The sequence below is a fragment of the Gracilibacillus suaedae genome (genome assembly GCF_017599345.1).
Lineage (GTDB): Bacteria > Bacillota > Bacilli > Bacillales > Amphibacillaceae > Gracilibacillus > Gracilibacillus suaedae.
Genome location: NZ_JAGFVL010000051.1, coordinates 1 through 17,240, shown reverse-complemented (window position 1 = coordinate 17,240; position 17,240 = coordinate 1). Strand labels below are relative to the sequence as shown.

The window sequence follows — 17,240 nt, the reverse complement described above, 5'->3', positions numbered from 1 at the left end:
AAAAAAGTGATATTAATTTTTTGGATACATAATAAGAATCGACTTTTCTCAACTATTCAGTTTGGAGGACAAAAAATGACTATTGTAGGAAAAATGAAAGCGTTTTATATTTTATCTAAGCCGTTACAGGATGTGACGAGATTAAATAGGTGGGGGTGAATAACTCATCACAATTTCACTAAAGAGTTGATTATTAATTCATGATGAAAAAGGGGAGGAATTAGAATTGAAAATGAAAAAGAGTCTGTTATTGTTATTATTTAGTTTATTACTTAGTTCCATATTAGTCGCGTGTAGTGACGATAGTGATACTAGTAGTTCTACAGATGAGGGCGGGGACGATGCGTCATCTGAAACCAACTCAGGTGATGGATCTGAAGATGCATATGACATCTCCATTATGACGACATCGCATTCACCAGAACCACCTGGTAATGATAGTCCTGTTGTAGAAGCAATTGGAGAATTCACAAACACAAATTTAGATATTACGTTTGTTCCAAATAGTAATTATGATGAACGTTTTAATATCACACTTGCATCTGGAGATCTTCCTTCATTAATTTTAACGGGAAAAACATCAAGTTTTATAAATGCTGTTCATGACGGTGCATTTTGGGATTTAACAGATTATCTTGATGATTATGAAAATTTAAGTCAAATGAATGATATTGTGCTAAATAACATATCTATTGACGGAAAGATTTATGGTATTTATCGTTCCAGACCATTAGGACGTATGGGAGTTACAATTAGACAAGATTGGCTCGACAATTTAGGACTGGAAACACCAACTACAATTGACGAATTTTATGATGTGATGTATGCCTTTACACATGATGATCCTGATGGTAACGGTCAGGACGATACACTTGGTACGATTGTATCAGAATATGAGGGACCTTGGGATATCATGCAAACATGGTTTGGTGTTCCAAATAAATGGGGAGTTGCAGATGACGGTACACTCTATCCACACTTCCAGGACCCTAACTATCGAGAAGCCTTAGATTTCTTTAAAAAAATGTATGATGAAGGATTAGTAAATGAAGATTTTGCAGTAATGGATCCTGCCAAGTGGCATGACGCTTTTGTGAATGGAGAAGCAGGAATCATTGTCGATGTGGTAGATGCTGCAAGCAGAAACCAAGATCAAATGATAGATGCAGATCCATCATTAGAAGGGACGGTAGATGTATTTGGTGCTGTTGAAGGACCAAATGGTTTATATAATCTACCTACTTCCGGATATAGCATGATGTATGCCATTTCTAAGCAGGCTGTTGAAACGGAAGAAGAGCTGCATAAAGTATTACAATTTATGGATGATATGAGTTCGGAAGAAGGTCAGACACTAGCGTTCAATGGAATTGAAGGTAGACATTATGAGATGGAAGATGGTGTATATACACCAACCACTGATCAGTCGTTGATTTATGAACATGAAGACACGAACCAATTGCTAACCTTTGTCCCAGAAGATCGATATTTAGAAAAGCCACTGCAAGAACTGGAAGAAAAAGAAGAGGAAGTATTAGAAACGAATGAGGAGATAGTTGTCGGAAACCCTGCAGAACCTTTTGTTTCTGAAATATATAGTCGACAAGGCGAACAACTGGATAACATTATTTTAGATGCAAAAATTCAATATATTGTTGGTCAGATAGATGAAGCAGGACTAGATGAAGCAGAAGAATTGTGGATGAACTCTGGTGGTAAAGAATATATCGAAGAAATAAATGAATTATACCAAGCAACACAATAATTTCTTATAATGTTGGGTTGGATATCTGTTATCTATGCTTGATAGCGTAAATAACAGATATCCGCTTATTCAGGGGGGAAACCATTGACACAACTGAGTATGAAGTCTAAAAAAGCAAAAAACGATGTCGTTGTCTCGACAAGTCAATTAACGAATATGCAAAGAATATTGCGTGATAAATGGCTGTATTTTTTATTGATTCCAGGTGCTTTATATTTTATTCTATTTAAATATTTACCAATGTGGGGAGTATTGATGGCCTTCCAAGACTATTCACCATTTAGAGGTTTTTGGTCTAGTGATTGGGTTGGATTTGATCATTTTATCAATTTCTTTCAAAACCCTGATTTTATCCGATTGTTACGCAACACATTAATCTTAGCCTTTTATGATTTAATATTCTTTTTTCCGGCTCCGATTATCGTCGCGTTATTATTAAATGAAGTAAGAATGCAATTTTTCAAACGTACGATTCAGACATTGGTTTATGTACCACACTTTATGTCATGGGTTATCATCGCTAGTATAACGTATGTATTTTTGACAACTAGTGGTGGTGCAGTGAACGCAGTGGTAGAATTTTTTACCGGTGAGAAAATTAACTTTCTTTCGAGTCCAGACTGGTTTCGGCCCATGATTATCGCACAAGTTATTTGGAAAGAAACAGGCTGGGGAACGGTTATCTTTTTAGCTGCATTAGCAAGTGTTAGTGCTGAACAATATGAGGCAGCAATTATGGATGGTGCAGGACGGTTCAGAAGAATGTGGCACGTTACATTACCAGCATTAAGAAGTACCATTGTGATTTTATTAATATTACGATTAGGGAATTTTTTAGATCAAGGTTTCCAGCAAATCTACTTAATGACCAATTCATTAAACAGAGATGTTGCAGATGTATTTGACACGTATGTTTATTTTGTAGGGATAACCCAAGGTATGTTTAGTTATAGTACAGCAGTTGGTTTATTTAAAGCAGTTGTTGGTATTATCCTGATATATGGTGCCGATTATTTTGCCAAGAAAATGGGGCAAACAGGTCTATTCTAATAGAAGTGTTAATCAAAGGGGGAAGCTCACATGCACAAGATGCACAACACGCCATTAGGACGTGTATTTGATGTGTTTAACCATATCGTATTAATTTTAATGGGGTTAGTAACATTTATACCATTTGTTTATGTAATCGCAGCATCATTTGCTACAGAAGCAGAAATAGCAGCCAGACCTTTTTTTCTAGTACCTGAAACGATTACTACTGCGGCGTATGATTATATATTTTCGACCAATACATTTGTTCGCAGTATCGGTGTTTCTGTCCTCGTCACTATATTAGGTACATTAGTAAGTTTATTATTAACGATGTCTATGGCTTATCCAATATCCAGGAAAAATTTGTTAGGGCGAAATATCATCTTAAACTTGGTTGTATTTACGATGGTATTTAATGGTGGTATGATTCCAACCTATATCGTTGTTCGAAGTTTAGGATTATTAGATTCCTTATGGGCATTAATATTACCAGTCGCAATCAATCCATTCTATCTGATCATTGTCAAAAGTTTCTTTCAAAACCTCCCAACTGAATTGGAAGAGGCAGCACGTATTGATGGCTGTTCAGATATGGGTGTGTTTTGGAGAATAGTCATTCCACTGTCAAAGCCAGTAATCGCAACATTTACGCTGTTCTATGCGGTATTTTACTGGAATGATTTCTTTAATGCATTACTATATATTAGTGATAGTGCAAAATGGCCAGTGCAATTATTATTACAACAATTAATAATGGTCGCCAATGTAGATTTTGGTACAATGGATACGATGCTCACCGATCCACCTGAAGAGTCTTTAAAAATGGCTGTAGTAGTAGTAGCAACACTCCCGATTCTTGTATTCTATCCATTTTTACAAAAACATTTTGCGAAAGGAATCTTACTAGGATCTGTGAAAGGATAATCTAGTTCTATATTCCTTAATTGTTCTTCACTGCATGATAACGCTTACAAAATGTGGTATGCTTATATGAATAAGAGGTGAGCGTAAATGAATTTTTGGACAAAGATTAGAAATTGGGTTGATAATCGGTGGAGCAGTAAATATTTTCGCAGAAGTTTTTTAATGATTCTTTTTATCACGTCCATACCAGGTATTGTTTCCGCTATTGGAATTTATACTTTCGGATTATATTCGACTGAAGAAGAATTACGAAAAATCCATGTGGAGGAAATTAATGATCGAGCCCAGAACATTGATGATCAATTTAACTATCTAGAGGAATCTTTAAGCTATTGGGCATTTGAACCGATTTTTAATTCGCAGTTAATAAATATGGATTATGTCAGCGAATTTCAGAAAACTAGAGACTTAAAGCAAAAATTGCTGATATTACAAGGGAGTCATCCACTAATTGATGAAGTAGAGCTGTTTGTAAACGGTCGAGAACCGATATTATTATCACCATACTTAAGTTTTATCCAGGATAATAGTATTGAAGATGCTTACCAATCATTACTTTTGGGTAGGCAGAATGTCACCTGGGACCAAGAAGACCCATTTACTGAAAATACCAAGTATACCAAAGATATTGTACTAACACACCAAATTCCAGGTGTTGTTAATCATCCATTTGGTGCTATTATAGTTAAAATTGATAAACAGAAGTTGGCTTCATTAATCGAAACTTTAACTCCATATAGCGACGGATTTACAATGCTATTTAATCAGGAAAATGAAGTGCTACTATCTACGGCAAACAGTAATCACAAGGATTTAGCGAATGTTTTATCAAATGAACTTAACAAAAACCAAAATGGTAGTAGTTCCTTTCAATTAGACTGGGAGGATGAAACTTTTTCTGTGTCATCCGGTCAGTTTGATCGAATTGGCTCAACATGGACTTATGTTTCGGCGGCCCCAATATCTGCTATTACATCACCTATCGTTACCATATCGAAAGTGATCATGGTCGCTAGCTTGTCGATATTAATTTTAGCATTTTTGATGACTTGGTTTGCATCTAATCGATTATATAAGCCGGTTCGTAATTTGGTCAATACACTTACAACACCAGATAAACAGAGGGTAAAAGATAAAAGAGATGAGTTTAAACAAATTCATGAGCAGTTTCATGCTTTGACAGATGAAAGGCGCCATTTAGAAAAAAGATTATCAGAACAAATACCACAACTAAGACAAAATTTTTTAGTTCAATTAACCAAGGGATACTTATACGATTATAGCGAAGGCTCTTTAAGGCAAAGAATGGAGAAATATGGTTGGAGTGTGAAGGATCATACTTTTGTCCTTTTAGATATTCAGCTTACAGGGATGTATGACTCAGATAAAATAAATGAAGAAGATGACAGCTTGCTAACATTCGCTATGGCTAATATTGCAGAAGATATTACCAAAGAACAGTTTCAACAATACACGATTTTAAATAATTATGACCTTTCAGCGGGAATCTTTTTAATCGTTCCCAATAATAAAGAGAGTTTACCGACATCGTTGCATGTGTTAGCAGAAAAAATTACAGAAGCTATAAATAAAGTTTTAGCTTTGAAGGCGACGATAACGATTAGTTCTAAAACAGAGCAAGTGAAACAAATCAGTCATTTGTTTGAGGAAATAGGGCGTGGAAAAAGATATCGAGAGTTTGAAAATCAAAATCAAATTATCCATTTAAATGATTTGCAAGAAAGAGAATATAAGAAGAAATTGTACTATCCGTTCGAATTGGAAAAGGAGATCATTCAATGTGTAAGAAGAGGTCGTACGAAGGAAGCTGAAGCGTTCATTCGTCAATTTTTCAATTATTTAGTTGAGAACGGTAATAAAGAATTGAATGTGCAAGCAAGTAATATGCAATTATATAGTACGATTCAACATGAAATATTACATTCTGGAATTGATCCTACTGTACTCTATAATGGCCGAAATATGTATGAAGAACTAGCACAAATAAGAGAAAGAGAATGGATTGTAAGATGGTTAGTAGATAAGGTGATACAACCATATGTGGATTTTGTAGAGAATAATATGAATATTGAAATGAAACAGCTGGTAGATGAAGTTGCATTATATATACATGAACATTACATGGAAGATATCTCTTTAGAAAGTTGTGCGGATCAAGTTGATACAAATGCATATACATTAAGTAAAGCATTTAAGAAAGTACTAGGTATTAATTTTATTGACTATTTAACAACAGTACGACTTGATCAAGCGAAGGAAGTATTACTGAATTCAAACTTGAAAATTAGTGAAATAGCAGAAAGTGTTGGATATCGCCATAGTTATTTTAATCGTATTTTTAAAAAACATGTAGGTGTACCTCCAAGTCAGTATAGAAAAATAAAATCAAATAGCTCTTAAATATATAGAGGGGGAATAAATTTGAGTCAGCTATCATGGAACCAATTTAAAAATCCAGGATCTGAGTATTCGCCAATGCCATTTTGGTTCTGGAATGATCAATTATCCAAAACCGAACTAAAAAAGCAAATACACGATTTTAAAGAAAAAGGTGTGGAAGGGTTTGTACTTCATCCACGGATAGGCATACCAGATAATTTGGAATATTTATCAGATGCATTTATGGAATTTGTGAAATTTGCTGTTATAGAAGCAGGTAAATTAGGTATGCATGTTATTTTATACGATGAAGCGATGTATCCATCAGGTGCAGCTAATGGTAAAGTGGTAGAAAGAAATCCAAATTTTGCAAGCCGAGGCTTAAAAGCTTTTGAACAACAGCTGACATTTCAAAATAATAAATTTACAATCAAAAGATCAGACCGGTTAGTAGCTTTATTTTTAGTACGTAAAATAGAGCAAGTGATTGATAGTAAAGAAATTTATTGTCAGTATCCATTAAATGTGGAAATTGTAGAACAGAAACATGTTGAGAATAAGCTAGAGTTTACTTTACGTGATGAGCTTGTTGATCAGTTTTTCCAAAGTAACAATCGTAACATAGATGAATGGATGTTAGTTGCACTTGTTGAAATGGAGTCAGAGGGTACGATAAGAGGGGTTCATGAAGGTCAAGATGACGGTGAAATTCATGCTCCAAGGTCAGCCGATTTGTTAAATCCAGAAGCTGTTAGAATGTTTATTGATATTACTCATGAGCGTTACAAAGAAGTGGTAGGAAACTATTTTGGTACTACTGTATTTGCGATGTTTACCGATGAACCAGATATGCTGGGGAGAAATGCTCAGAAAGGATTAATACCATGGACATCTGGTTTTGAAAATAATTTCTTCGCCGAAGGTTTTCATATCGAGGACTTACTAGCATTATTTTTTGAGCTAGATAAAAAGGCAGAAGAAGTGGAAGAAGGGTATAAACGTGCGCTTCATAAAAGACTGCTCGATAGTTATTACCGTCCTATTAGTGAATGGTGTGAGCAAAATAATCTGTCATTGACTGGTCATCCAGCTGCAAGTGATGACATTGGTTTGTTAAAATCATTCCATATACCAGGGCAGGATGTAGTTTGGAGGTGGGCAGCTCCTGAAGATGAGAAGGGAATACAAGGCACTCATTCCACTGCAGGAAAATGTGGTGCAGATATTGCGAGACATTATCGTCGCCGAAGAAATATAAATGAATTTTTAGGTGTTTGTGGCGTAGATAATAATTGGAATTTGTCTGCAGCTGATATGAAATGGTATATAGACTGGTTAGCGGTTCGGGGTGTTAATTTGTTTTGCCCACATGCTTTTTATTATTCGATAGAAGGTCAGCATAGAAGTCATGAACGACCGCCAGATGTGGGACCTAATAATGTTTGGTGGCCATATTATCAATATTTTAGCACCTACATGAAGAGGTTAAGCTGGCTGATGACAGATAGTGTTAATCAAGCTGAAGTTGCCATACTAACGAAAGATGACTATTTGCCGTGGAAAGCAGCAAAAGAATTATTTCAAAACCAGATTGAATTTAATTATGTAAATGAAAAATTATTTGTGGATGAATCAGTTGAAGTAAGTGACAGTTTAAAGATTGCCAATCAGTATTATAAGGTTGTTATATTAGACCAGATAGCTTGGGGAAAATATCATCCTAAAGTAAGGGATACATTATTGGAATGGGTTAATCAAGGCGGAGAACTTATTAGAGTTGGCAGAGAAGCTGAAGTGGACGGTATCACTCAGCTAGATCACTCAGCTGAAATGATAGAGCATATTAAACGTTATCAAACGGTCCAATTGGACGAATACTATCCTGATATCAGAGTGAGTCTAGTAGAAAAACAAGGAATTTATTTCTATCTAATAGTCAATGAAGGTGAAGAACAATTTAAAGGTACAGTTGGATTGAAAGAAGAAGGTGGAACTGCAATATGGGACCCGTGGACTGGAAAACAAAAAGAAGCGTATTTTCAAAATGAGCAGCTATATTTAGAGTTAGAAAGAAGATCTTCGCTTATCATTGCAGTGGACCCTAATATTTCAATTGTAAAAAAAGCTTTAGACAGAGAAACAAGGCTGAGTTCATTATCTATTAAATGGGATCCCGAAAAAACACCGAAAAAGTCAAATTATCTCCAGTGGTCAAAGGATAAATTAGTCAGTTGGACTACAGTCGATAAGCTCCGTCATTATTCTGGGACAATAAGTTACTATTTCGAGTTTGATTTAAAAAAAGATATTTTTCCGATAGCGGATGCAATCCTTGACTTAGGTGAAGTTTATGAAATAGCGGAAATTATTTTCAATGATCATTTTACGGATGTACAATTTTGGGCTCCTTATCAGATGAGCATTCCAATACATGCTTTAAAAGAAGGGACCAACCAATTAGAAGTAAGAGTAACAAACAACAGTGCAAATCAAATGGATCAATTAGCATTACCATCTGGATTACTTGGTCCTATACAATTAATCATAGAACATACTTAAAAGTTGGTGATCAAATGAATAGTGATAGCTGGATAGGGAAATTTTATCAATTTGGTGAAGCAGTACTTTTTTTATTATATGTCAATTTTTTGTGGATCGTCTTTTCCTGTATCGGGCTGATTTTATTAGGTTTAGGTCCGAGTACGGTAGCCATGTTTACCGTGTTTCGTAAATGGGTGATGGGGGATCAAGGCTACCATATTGGGAAGTTATTTTGGCAAACATATCGAAAAGAATTCCTAAGAGCCAATGGCATAACATGGATTACCGGTTTGTTTGGTTTAATGCTGTTAACGAATTTACAGTATTTCTCGTTACCAGATCCCATGTGGAATCTGATAATAAAAGGTGTGTTTCTATTTTTTGCATTTCTATTTTTCATAATGGTAGTGTACTTATTACCTTTATATGTCCATTATCAAAATAGTTTTCAACAATATTTCAAGAATGCCTTTATAATTGCCATTTATCAACCTTTAAGGACGATCTATGCTTTAGCGGCACTATTTACATTGTATTATGTACTTGCAACATTTCCGGTCTTTATCTTTTTATTTGGCGGGAGTTTAACGAGTATGGTCGTCATGTATATTACGTATGTTACGTTTGTGAAGATTGAACATAAACAAAAAATGATAGAAGAACAACTGGAAGCAGAAATGAAAACAAAGAAAAGGGAATGGAGTTATGAATAAAACTAGTATTTACCTAGCAAGTGATTCTACCTGTCAGATGTATCCAAAACAAGATTATCCTCAAGCAGGATGGGGACAGTTTCTTGGTCTGTATTTGAAGGGATATGATATCCATAATCATGCTATTGGTGGAAGAAGCTCCAAGACTTTTATAGAAGAAGGAAGACTGGATGAAATATTAGTAGAAATAAGGGAGAAGGATTATTTGTTTATTCAGATGGGGCATAATGATTCTACTAAAGAAAAACCTGCTAGGTATACAGAGCCTTATCAAGAATACAAGCATTTTCTTCGTCAGTATATAGAAGGAGCAAGAGCTAAGCGAGCTATACCGTTACTGTTGACACCTGTAACTAGGTTACATTACGTCAAGGGAGAATTTTTGCAGGATTTCGGTGATTATTGTAATGCTATGAAAGAAGTAGCAGCTGAAGAAAATGTAGCTTTAATAGATTTAATGAATCTTAGCAATGCTCATATACAGTCCATTGGCTATCAAGCTGCCAAAGCATATTTTATGATTGCACATAATGGAGAAGATCACACGCACTTTACAGAAAAAGGTGCCGATCAAATGGCTAAAATCATAGCGCTTCAATTCGAAGCTTTAGTTGATAATAAAAAATAAGTATCTTGAATACAAAAATGGTATAAATCGTTTCTTGTTATAAAACAGATTTATACCATTTTTTGATTAAATAATAGAGATAGTCCAATGCACAAAATACATAAACACGATCCACCGGTAAATTCGGATTGGGTGCAGACATTTGTTCCGCTATTTGTGATAAAAGTGGTTTTTTTTAGGATGCGGTGGACATCTATTCCGCTATTCATTGAAAAAAGTACTAATTTTCATCGAAAGTACCTGAATAAGGGATTAAATGTCCACCAACATCGAAAAAAGGATGTTATTCCGTCAAATAACGCACTAAATGTCCGGGTAACCAAACGTTAGCACATAAGACAAAATTTTCAGTAGTTTTTAACCTCTGAGTCATATTCTACTCCTACACCTGAAATTTCTTCATCATTTCTTGTAATTCTTCAGAAAGCTGTTTTAGCTCATCAGAAGTAGTAACAAGTGATTCACTTACTTTTAATTGCTCTTCTGTAGTGGCAGAAACTTCTTCACTAATCGCAGAAGACTGTTGTGCTGTTGCACTTACTTGGTGAATGGTTGAAGTTAATACTTCCTGTGAATCTCTTAATTGCTGGATAGATTGAGTAACCTGCTGAATCTTACCAGTAAACGCACCCATACTTTCTCCGACACCATTTAGAATTATCTGTGTATCTTCTGCTTGTGTTACTTGTTCTTTAAAACGAGGTGTAGCTTCTTCTAAAACTTCTAACGTTTCATTTACTTCATTCACGATACCTGTCGTAATTTCTTCCACCTTATCAATTGAATCTTTAGATTGAGTTGAAAGTTTTCTGATTTCGTCTGCAACCACTGCGAAGCCTTGACCAGCTTCACCAGCACGCGCAGCTTCAATAGCAGCATTGAGCGAAAGTAGATTCGTTTGCTGAGCTATGTTCGTGAGCATTTCCATTACTTGATTGATTTGCTCTGTACTTTCTTTTAAAGTATCTACTTTTTCGACTAGTGCATTTGTCATTTGCTCGCCATCTTTTGTTTTGCTTACTAACTCGTTCATTTTTTCTAAACCTTCATGACTTCGCTCTAGCACTTCTACCGCATGATTTTCCATTTCACTATTATTTTCGAAGACATTTTCCACTTCATCGTGTATGTTGGATGCTAAAGAATTACCTTTTTCAGCTTCATCTGTTAAGCCTGTAGCACCACTGGCAATTTCTTCTGATGCAGCAGCTACTTCTTTAGCTGATTGAGATTGCATTTGGGAAATATCAGTTAATTCAATAGCAGCATGTAATACTTTGTTTGCAGATTCTCTTGTTTGATGCATCATTCCGGAAATATTTTCAAGCATTTTATTAAAGCTTTCTGCCAGTTCTCCTATTTCATCCTTGCGTGAGGTATGATTCGATCTCACAGTAAGATCACCTTTTTCTGCTGAAGCCATCAGACTAGAAACATCAGCAATTGGACGAGCAATTGTTTTCACTATTCCATTCGCAATGAAAAGAGAAATAATTAACGATAATAGGACAATACCTGCTGTTACATAAAAGATAATGGTTGTATCTTTTGTCAATTCTGCTTCAGGGACAGAGCCTACTAAATACCAATCTGTTACATCTGAATCATGTTGAAAAATGAGTTGCCCATCATCTTCGGTCATGTTCTCTTCCGAATCAACGGCGATTTGGTAAGCATATGGTTGCGTTATATCTTCAGGATCGAAAGAAAAGACGACTTCATTATCCCGATCTACCATGCTTACTAGGCCTTCTTCACCAAATCTAACATCCTGTAGAGCATCTTTAAATACGGCAGTATCTAATTCAACTATTAAAATATATTCAGTACCACTGATTCTTAATTTTTGTCCAAAAGCAACAGTAGGTTCTTCCGAGGTACCATTAACTCCTTGAGCAAGACCACCAATCCATGCAGTCGAACCTTCTGTTTCAACAGCACCCTGATACCAGTCAGAACTAAAAACGGATTCCTCAGGAAGTGTTTCCGAAGAAGAGATTAATCTTTCTTTTTCGGTATGTATGAGGTAGAGACTAACATTATTATCAATCATAGTAATTTGTGTTAGCGCATCATCAATCGTACTTTTTAAATTGAAATAATCAAAATTATTTGTTTCTTCATAGCGATCTAGCTCTGCTAATGTATTGCTGAAATTATCAGCCATTAAAATCTCTGTTACCCGATCTTTATATTGATTCATTAGATAATCGAGTTTATCCCCAGATTGGACAATTGTTTGCTCGGAAGCTTCTGTTACTTTATCTTTAATAATATTATTAGATATAAAATAAGAAGCAATCCCAACGATCAAAACACTGATAAGTACCGTTGCTAATATACTAATTAGTATTTTTGTACTGATCGAATCTTTTCTCGATACATTACTGTTTTGCAGTGCTTGTTGTGCGTCTTTAGCTTTCTTTTTTGGAATTTTTATTTTTAGTCTACTTGCGCCTTTTCCTATTTTTTTTGATGTGTTTAGCAATACTTGCTTTGTTTTCATGACAGCGCTTTTACTTCTGCGTATAAATTTGTTTGTCATAATCAAATCCTCCATACTTCTAGTATTTATTAGTAAGGGTTTTCATAATTGATGTAGGTAAATATTCTTGGTGGATAATTGGTATATAATCATTAAGGATTAGTTCAAATAGATTATAACATGTTTTCGTTCAATAAACGACAAGAAATAGCAAACTTTTTACCTTACCTTAAAATCAGGACTAAAGAACTAAATTCAACGCAAAAAAATAGGCTCTGTTCCATTCAAATGGAAAGCGCCTATTTTCGCACTATAGCGATAGTTTATTTGCAATGATCTCCGTCGCAAAAACTACCATGTTGAAGATTTAAATTTTCTAACTGATTATTTTCTTCTTCTGCTACTTTTTCTAATGCTTGCATAAATGTTTCAATAGGTTGAGCACCAGAAATAGCATATTTTTTGTTGATTACAAAAAATGGAACACCTGTTACACCTAATTGTTGTGCATCTGCTTCATCTTGCCTGACTAATTCGGCATGGATTGTTTCATCCTCTAAAATACGTTGAACTTCTTGTTGATCAAAACCAAGCTCATCCGTAATGGACTGAAGTGTTTGTTTATCACTGAGATCTTTTGATAAAGTGAAGTAATGATAAAGCATCATATCTATATATTCTGCCTCACGGTTCAGTGTGTGTGCATACTTGCTTAACCGATGTGCATCAAACGTGTTACCTGGTTTCATTGTGTCAAAAACAAAATCCAAACCGACAGCTTTAGCTTGTTCACCAATTTGTTGATTGGCTTCTTTTGCTTGTTCAATTGTCATATTGTATTTAGCTGCCAAAGATTCATGTATATTTTTCCCTGAATATTTAGCTGCATTTGGATCTAATTCAAAGCTTTTATATTGAATCGTAACATCTAAATTTTGTGGAAATCTTTCCAAAGCTTGCTCTAATCTTGTTTTACCAATATAACAAAATGGACAAACAAAATCGGACCATATTTCAATTTGCATAAAAACACCTCTCTTAAGCTTCTATCCTATTCTGACATAAATACATCTGTCAAAGAAAGCATTTTGCTTAAGAAGGTGTTTACTTGTTACACAGCGCTGTCGGTTTATAAGAATCCCCTTTGTTTATTTGTCTGGCTTATCTTTCTCTGTGTTATCTTCGTCAGTTATTTCTTCAATTTCCAACCTTATCGCTAATCGATTCCTCTTTTTTCATATGTACCTATGTCTAATTAATGACATAGTTCCCCCTTCCTTTGTTGCGTTAATTTAAATAGGTATTCCCTCATTTAATTACATTAATCTACTATTTTTTAGCATAGACATTTTTTTGAAAATAATAAATTAATTTAGACACTTTCTTTAGTATCTCACCGATTATAAAAATAAGAGAGCATCCATGTCAAACGCCAAATCATGATTGGAGGTCGATACATATTGTAATATGAGTCTTTCTTTATACTGCTAGAAGCGGAAGAACTCGACTGGTTAGTGACTCGAATGAAGAGATCAGAGGAGGTGTTCGTTCGATGGATGATTTATGGCATTTGCTACCGGAGGGTTTTCAGTTTATCGTACCAGCACTCTGGTTTATCGGATACGCCTGCAAAAGAACACCATTTATACCTGATTGGCTGATTATTTGGATTTTATTAACCATTGGAGTCCTAGCAGCATGTAATTTGTATGGTTGGAACATACGATCCATTTCAGAAGGTATTATTGCAACTGGTTTGGCTGTATTTAGTCATCAAATAGTAAAGCAGACTTGTAATAGAGCAAAGGAATAATAAGGGAGGGAAGCCAATGGCAGAATTTCGTGGATATCGAATTACGAGTCCGTATGGTTATAGAATTCATCCAATAAGGGGTTCAAGAGACTTTCATGCAGGTGTTGATTTAGTAAAATCTCATCGAGCACCAATTCGGGCCTTTACTTCAGGAACCGTTATCTATGCCGGCTTTGGTAAAAATGGTACAGGCTTAGGAGGATATGGGAATGTAGTGTTAATCCGAGATAGGAATAACAGAGCACAGCTTTATGCGCACCTCGATTCTGTCGCCGTAAAGGGTAGCCAAACAGTATCACATAATCAAGTAATTGGTTACCAAGGACAAACCGGATATGTAACAGGATCACATTTGCATTACGAAATACGTAAAAAAGTAGAAGCTGCTCCTCCATATGGATATCGTGCTGATAAACCATCATCTACCGTAAATCCGATGTCTTATTTAAATCAGTTTAGTTCAAATAAAACACTAAAAGAAAGAAGTGAGGGAACGGAAGTAAGAAATCTTCAAAGAGAGTTAATAAAACTTGGTTTTAACTTAAATAAATATGGGGCAGATGGAGTGTTTGGAGATGAAACAGAATCAGCTGTAAAAGCATTTCAGCGATCTGAGGGTATAAAAGTAGATGGAATTGTAGGTCCAGTAACAAGAGCAAGACTGGACAAAAATACCACATTAGTAGCTAATTATCCTGGTATTATCAGAAGAGGAAGCAAAGGAGATATTGTTGAAATTATACAACGTAAAGTAGGTGCTAAAGTAGATGGCATTTTCGGACCAGAGACAGAGCGAAAAGTGCAACAATATCAAAAACGGAATAATTTAAAAGTGGATGGAATTGTAGGTCCTGAAACATGGCAAAAGTTATTTTAAAGGGAGGTAGACCTCCTTTTTTTTGTAAGGAAAGCATTCCTGTAATAAAGCAAAATGGGTATTGAATAAAAAATACCCCCTTGGTATGATACGAGGTGTCCAAAGCTGATCAGCGAAAAGGACCCTTAATTAGAACCAAGGAGGACTATTATGTATTATAAACAAAATGAAAAAATATCACAAGTAACGGAACAAACATTAATTATCGGGATTGATATCGCCAAAAACAAACACGTTGCACGTGCGCAAGATTTTCGTGGCATACAGTTTGGAAAAGCTTTATACTTTGATAACTCATGGGAAGGCTTTGAGAGCCTCATGTGTTGGAAAGATGAATTATGCGTCCAGCATGAAAAAACGGATATTATCATGGGGATGGAACCAACGGGACATTATTGGTTACCTTTAACTTATTGGTTAAAAGGAAAACAGCTAAAAGTCGTTGTTGTCAACCCGGCTCATGTCAAGAAATCAAAAGAATTGGATGATAATTCACCAACCAAAAATGATGTAAAAGATGCCAGAGTAATATCCCGTCTCATCCAAGATGGGCGTTATTCGGAACCGAATTTACCAGAAGGTATCTATGCAGAACTGCGAGAAGGTATGAATTTGTACGAGCAATTAATAAAGGATTTTCAAGCAGTAAAAGGTCGTGTTCATCAATGGATTGACCGGTATTTTCCTGAATATACAACGGTCTTTTCCAACTGGGAAGGAAAAGCCTCTTTGGAAGTCCTCAAGATGGGATTGTTTCCGGATGAAATCGTCCAAACAGAGGACATTACCATCTTGCATGAAATTCGTAAAGCAGTCAAAAAAGGAGTGGGATTGAAAAAGATCCGACAATTAAAAGAAGTTGCCGGACATTCTGTTGGCATACAAGAAGGAAAAACCCTAGCTAGGTTAAAACTGAAAACATTAATGGAACAATATGTCCTGCTTCAAGAGAAAATAGAAGAGGCATGGGAAGTGGTAGAGGAGTTTCTAGATACCATCCCAGGCGTGAAAGAAATGGATGATATGAAAGGGGTTGGCAAGGTAACGATCGCATCATTCTATGCAGAAGTGGGCGATATAAGCAACTATACGCATCCTGAACAAATCATTAAATTGGCAGGATTAAATTTGAAACTGGCCACGTCCGGTAAATGGAAAGGCAGAACCATCATCACGAAGAGAGGGCGCCCGAAATTACGTGCTCTGTTGTTTAAAGTCATTCTGCCATTGGTGAATCACAATCCTGCATTTAAGGCAATACATGAATATTTTACGACAAGAAAAGAAAATCCATTGAAGAAAAAACAATCCTTAATTGCATTATGTTGTAAGTTAATTCGTGTATTATTTGCCATTGGAAAGAAACAAGTAGCCTTTCGTCCAGAAAAGATGTTACAGGATATCCCACATTTTCGTTTAAAAGATGCCGTATAACAAAAGATTTGGTAATGTTCTCTTCATGGAATGACAGTTATACCTAAGTGGCTTGACATGGAGCCTCTATGGGCATGATCTCCTCGCCAAGGAATCAAATGGTAAAAAATTGGCTCTGTTGGATCAGGGTATCATGCCCACCTCTCCACATCAAGCCGTGCAATGAATAGAGTGTAGTGAAAGAAAGACTACAGACGATAGTAGCGTATGAATGAAAGATTATCTTAAATAGAAACACATGAATGACATCAAGAAAACAAACACAACATCTGAAGCCACGGAGCAGCCGGCAAACTTATATACGATCGGGCAATGACCCTGGAGGAAAGCATCGCCGGCCCCACTTCATGGATAGACCGAACGAAGGAATGTATGCGCAAAGACGCTGTGAGATATGGGAGGGTTTGTCGCCATGAGTACTGTGGGAATGGAGTGCGATCATAGCACAACTAATTACCATTTTTTTCAAAACAGAAAGAATGGCTTATTAAGTACACCCTTTTTCACCATCATTCCCTAAATGATTTGGTTGACTCCAGTTATGATGTGAAGTAGTCCTTGATATGTAGATGAAATTCTAAGAAAAACAGAGTAATCAAGAGAATACGTTAGTATATAGAGGGAGTAT

12 protein-coding genes are annotated in these 17,240 nt (G+C 35.7%); 10 read left to right on the top strand and 2 right to left on the bottom strand.

All coding sequences use genetic code 11. The features are described 5' to 3' along the window. Positions 1-232 precede the first annotated feature (232 nt). From J5J03_RS14870 to J5J03_RS14840, 7 genes are all read left to right on the top strand, one after another. Positions 233-1,765: an extracellular solute-binding protein gene (locus tag J5J03_RS14870; RefSeq protein ID WP_208590653.1), complete on the top strand. Its 1,533-nt coding sequence runs from the start codon at positions 233-235 to the stop codon at positions 1,763-1,765. Positions 1,766-1,921: 156 nt separating this feature from the next. Further along, complete coding sequence (locus tag J5J03_RS14865; RefSeq protein WP_407927840.1) at positions 1,922-2,815, top strand: ABC transporter permease; 894 nt, start codon at positions 1,922-1,924, stop codon at positions 2,813-2,815. A gap of 30 nt (positions 2,816-2,845) precedes the next feature. Next, positions 2,846-3,721 carry a carbohydrate ABC transporter permease gene (locus J5J03_RS14860; protein ID WP_208590574.1) on the top strand — a complete coding sequence of 292 codons (876 nt, stop codon included), beginning with the start codon at positions 2,846-2,848 and terminating at the stop codon, positions 3,719-3,721. A gap of 87 nt (positions 3,722-3,808) precedes the next feature. Continuing rightward, entirely contained in the window at positions 3,809-6,142 is a 2,334-nt protein-coding gene (locus J5J03_RS14855; protein WP_208590573.1) for an AraC family transcriptional regulator, read from the top strand. A gap of 21 nt (positions 6,143-6,163) precedes the next feature. After that, on the top strand, positions 6,164-8,680 hold the full coding sequence (locus J5J03_RS14850; protein WP_208590572.1) for a glycosylhydrolase-like jelly roll fold domain-containing protein: 2,517 nt from the start codon (positions 6,164-6,166) through the stop codon (positions 8,678-8,680). 14 nt (positions 8,681-8,694) lie between these two features. Next, complete coding sequence (locus J5J03_RS14845) at positions 8,695-9,375, top strand: YesL family protein (protein ID WP_208590571.1); 681 nt, start codon at positions 8,695-8,697, stop codon at positions 9,373-9,375. Next, positions 9,368-10,003 carry a rhamnogalacturonan acetylesterase gene (locus J5J03_RS14840; RefSeq protein WP_208590570.1) on the top strand — a complete coding sequence of 212 codons (636 nt, stop codon included), beginning with the start codon at positions 9,368-9,370 and terminating at the stop codon, positions 10,001-10,003. The genes J5J03_RS14845 and J5J03_RS14840 overlap by 8 nt, the downstream gene beginning before the upstream one ends. 382 nt (positions 10,004-10,385) lie before the next feature. On the opposite strand, the gene J5J03_RS14835 is transcribed toward J5J03_RS14840, so the two are convergent. Both J5J03_RS14835 and J5J03_RS14830 read right to left on the bottom strand, forming a co-directional pair. Then, positions 10,386-12,548 carry a methyl-accepting chemotaxis protein gene (locus tag J5J03_RS14835; RefSeq protein WP_208590568.1) on the bottom strand — a complete coding sequence of 721 codons (2,163 nt, stop codon included), beginning with the start codon at positions 12,546-12,548 and terminating at the stop codon, positions 10,386-10,388. A 263-nt stretch (positions 12,549-12,811) separates the two neighbouring features. Continuing rightward, complete coding sequence (locus J5J03_RS14830; RefSeq protein WP_208590566.1) at positions 12,812-13,513, bottom strand: DsbA family oxidoreductase; 702 nt, start codon at positions 13,511-13,513, stop codon at positions 12,812-12,814. Between the two features lie 527 nt (positions 13,514-14,040). Here J5J03_RS14830 and J5J03_RS14825 point away from each other — a divergent pair. The 3 genes from J5J03_RS14825 to J5J03_RS14815 all read left to right on the top strand — a co-directional run bounded on the left by J5J03_RS14825 (position 14,041) and on the right by J5J03_RS14815 (position 16,612). Then, on the top strand, positions 14,041-14,301 hold the full coding sequence (locus tag J5J03_RS14825; protein ID WP_208590564.1) for a phage holin family protein: 261 nt from the start codon (positions 14,041-14,043) through the stop codon (positions 14,299-14,301). 16 nt (positions 14,302-14,317) lie between these two features. After that, positions 14,318-15,178, top strand: coding sequence for a peptidoglycan-binding protein (locus J5J03_RS14820; protein ID WP_208590563.1), 861 nt, complete (start codon positions 14,318-14,320; stop codon positions 15,176-15,178). Positions 15,179-15,328: 150 nt separating this feature from the next. After that, positions 15,329-16,612 (top strand): IS110 family RNA-guided transposase, encoded by a 1,284-nt coding sequence (locus J5J03_RS14815; protein ID WP_208587795.1) that lies wholly within the window; start codon positions 15,329-15,331, stop codon positions 16,610-16,612. Positions 16,613-17,240: the final 628 nt, after the last annotated feature.

Excerpts from the sequence above, each read along its gene's own strand:
- J5J03_RS14865 (WP_407927840.1), top strand. The coding sequence starts at position 1,922 with ATGCAAAGAATATTGCGTGATAAATGGCTGTATTTTTTATTGATTCCA.
- J5J03_RS14860 (WP_208590574.1), top strand. The coding sequence starts at position 2,846 with ATGCACAAGATGCACAACACGCCATTAGGACGTGTATTTGATGTGTTT.
- J5J03_RS14815 (WP_208587795.1), top strand. The coding sequence starts at position 15,329 with ATGTATTATAAACAAAATGAAAAAATATCACAAGTAACGGAACAAACA.
- J5J03_RS14830 (WP_208590566.1), bottom strand. The coding sequence starts at position 13,513 with ATGCAAATTGAAATATGGTCCGATTTTGTTTGTCCATTTTGTTATATT.
- J5J03_RS14835 (WP_208590568.1), bottom strand. The coding sequence starts at position 12,548 with ATGACAAACAAATTTATACGCAGAAGTAAAAGCGCTGTCATGAAAACA.
- J5J03_RS14855 (WP_208590573.1), top strand. The coding sequence starts at position 3,809 with ATGAATTTTTGGACAAAGATTAGAAATTGGGTTGATAATCGGTGGAGC.
- J5J03_RS14840 (WP_208590570.1), top strand. The coding sequence starts at position 9,368 with ATGAATAAAACTAGTATTTACCTAGCAAGTGATTCTACCTGTCAGATG.
- J5J03_RS14870 (WP_208590653.1), top strand. The coding sequence starts at position 233 with ATGAAAAAGAGTCTGTTATTGTTATTATTTAGTTTATTACTTAGTTCC.
- J5J03_RS14845 (WP_208590571.1), top strand. The coding sequence starts at position 8,695 with ATGAATAGTGATAGCTGGATAGGGAAATTTTATCAATTTGGTGAAGCA.
- J5J03_RS14820 (WP_208590563.1), top strand. The coding sequence starts at position 14,318 with ATGGCAGAATTTCGTGGATATCGAATTACGAGTCCGTATGGTTATAGA.
- J5J03_RS14825 (WP_208590564.1), top strand. The coding sequence starts at position 14,041 with ATGGATGATTTATGGCATTTGCTACCGGAGGGTTTTCAGTTTATCGTA.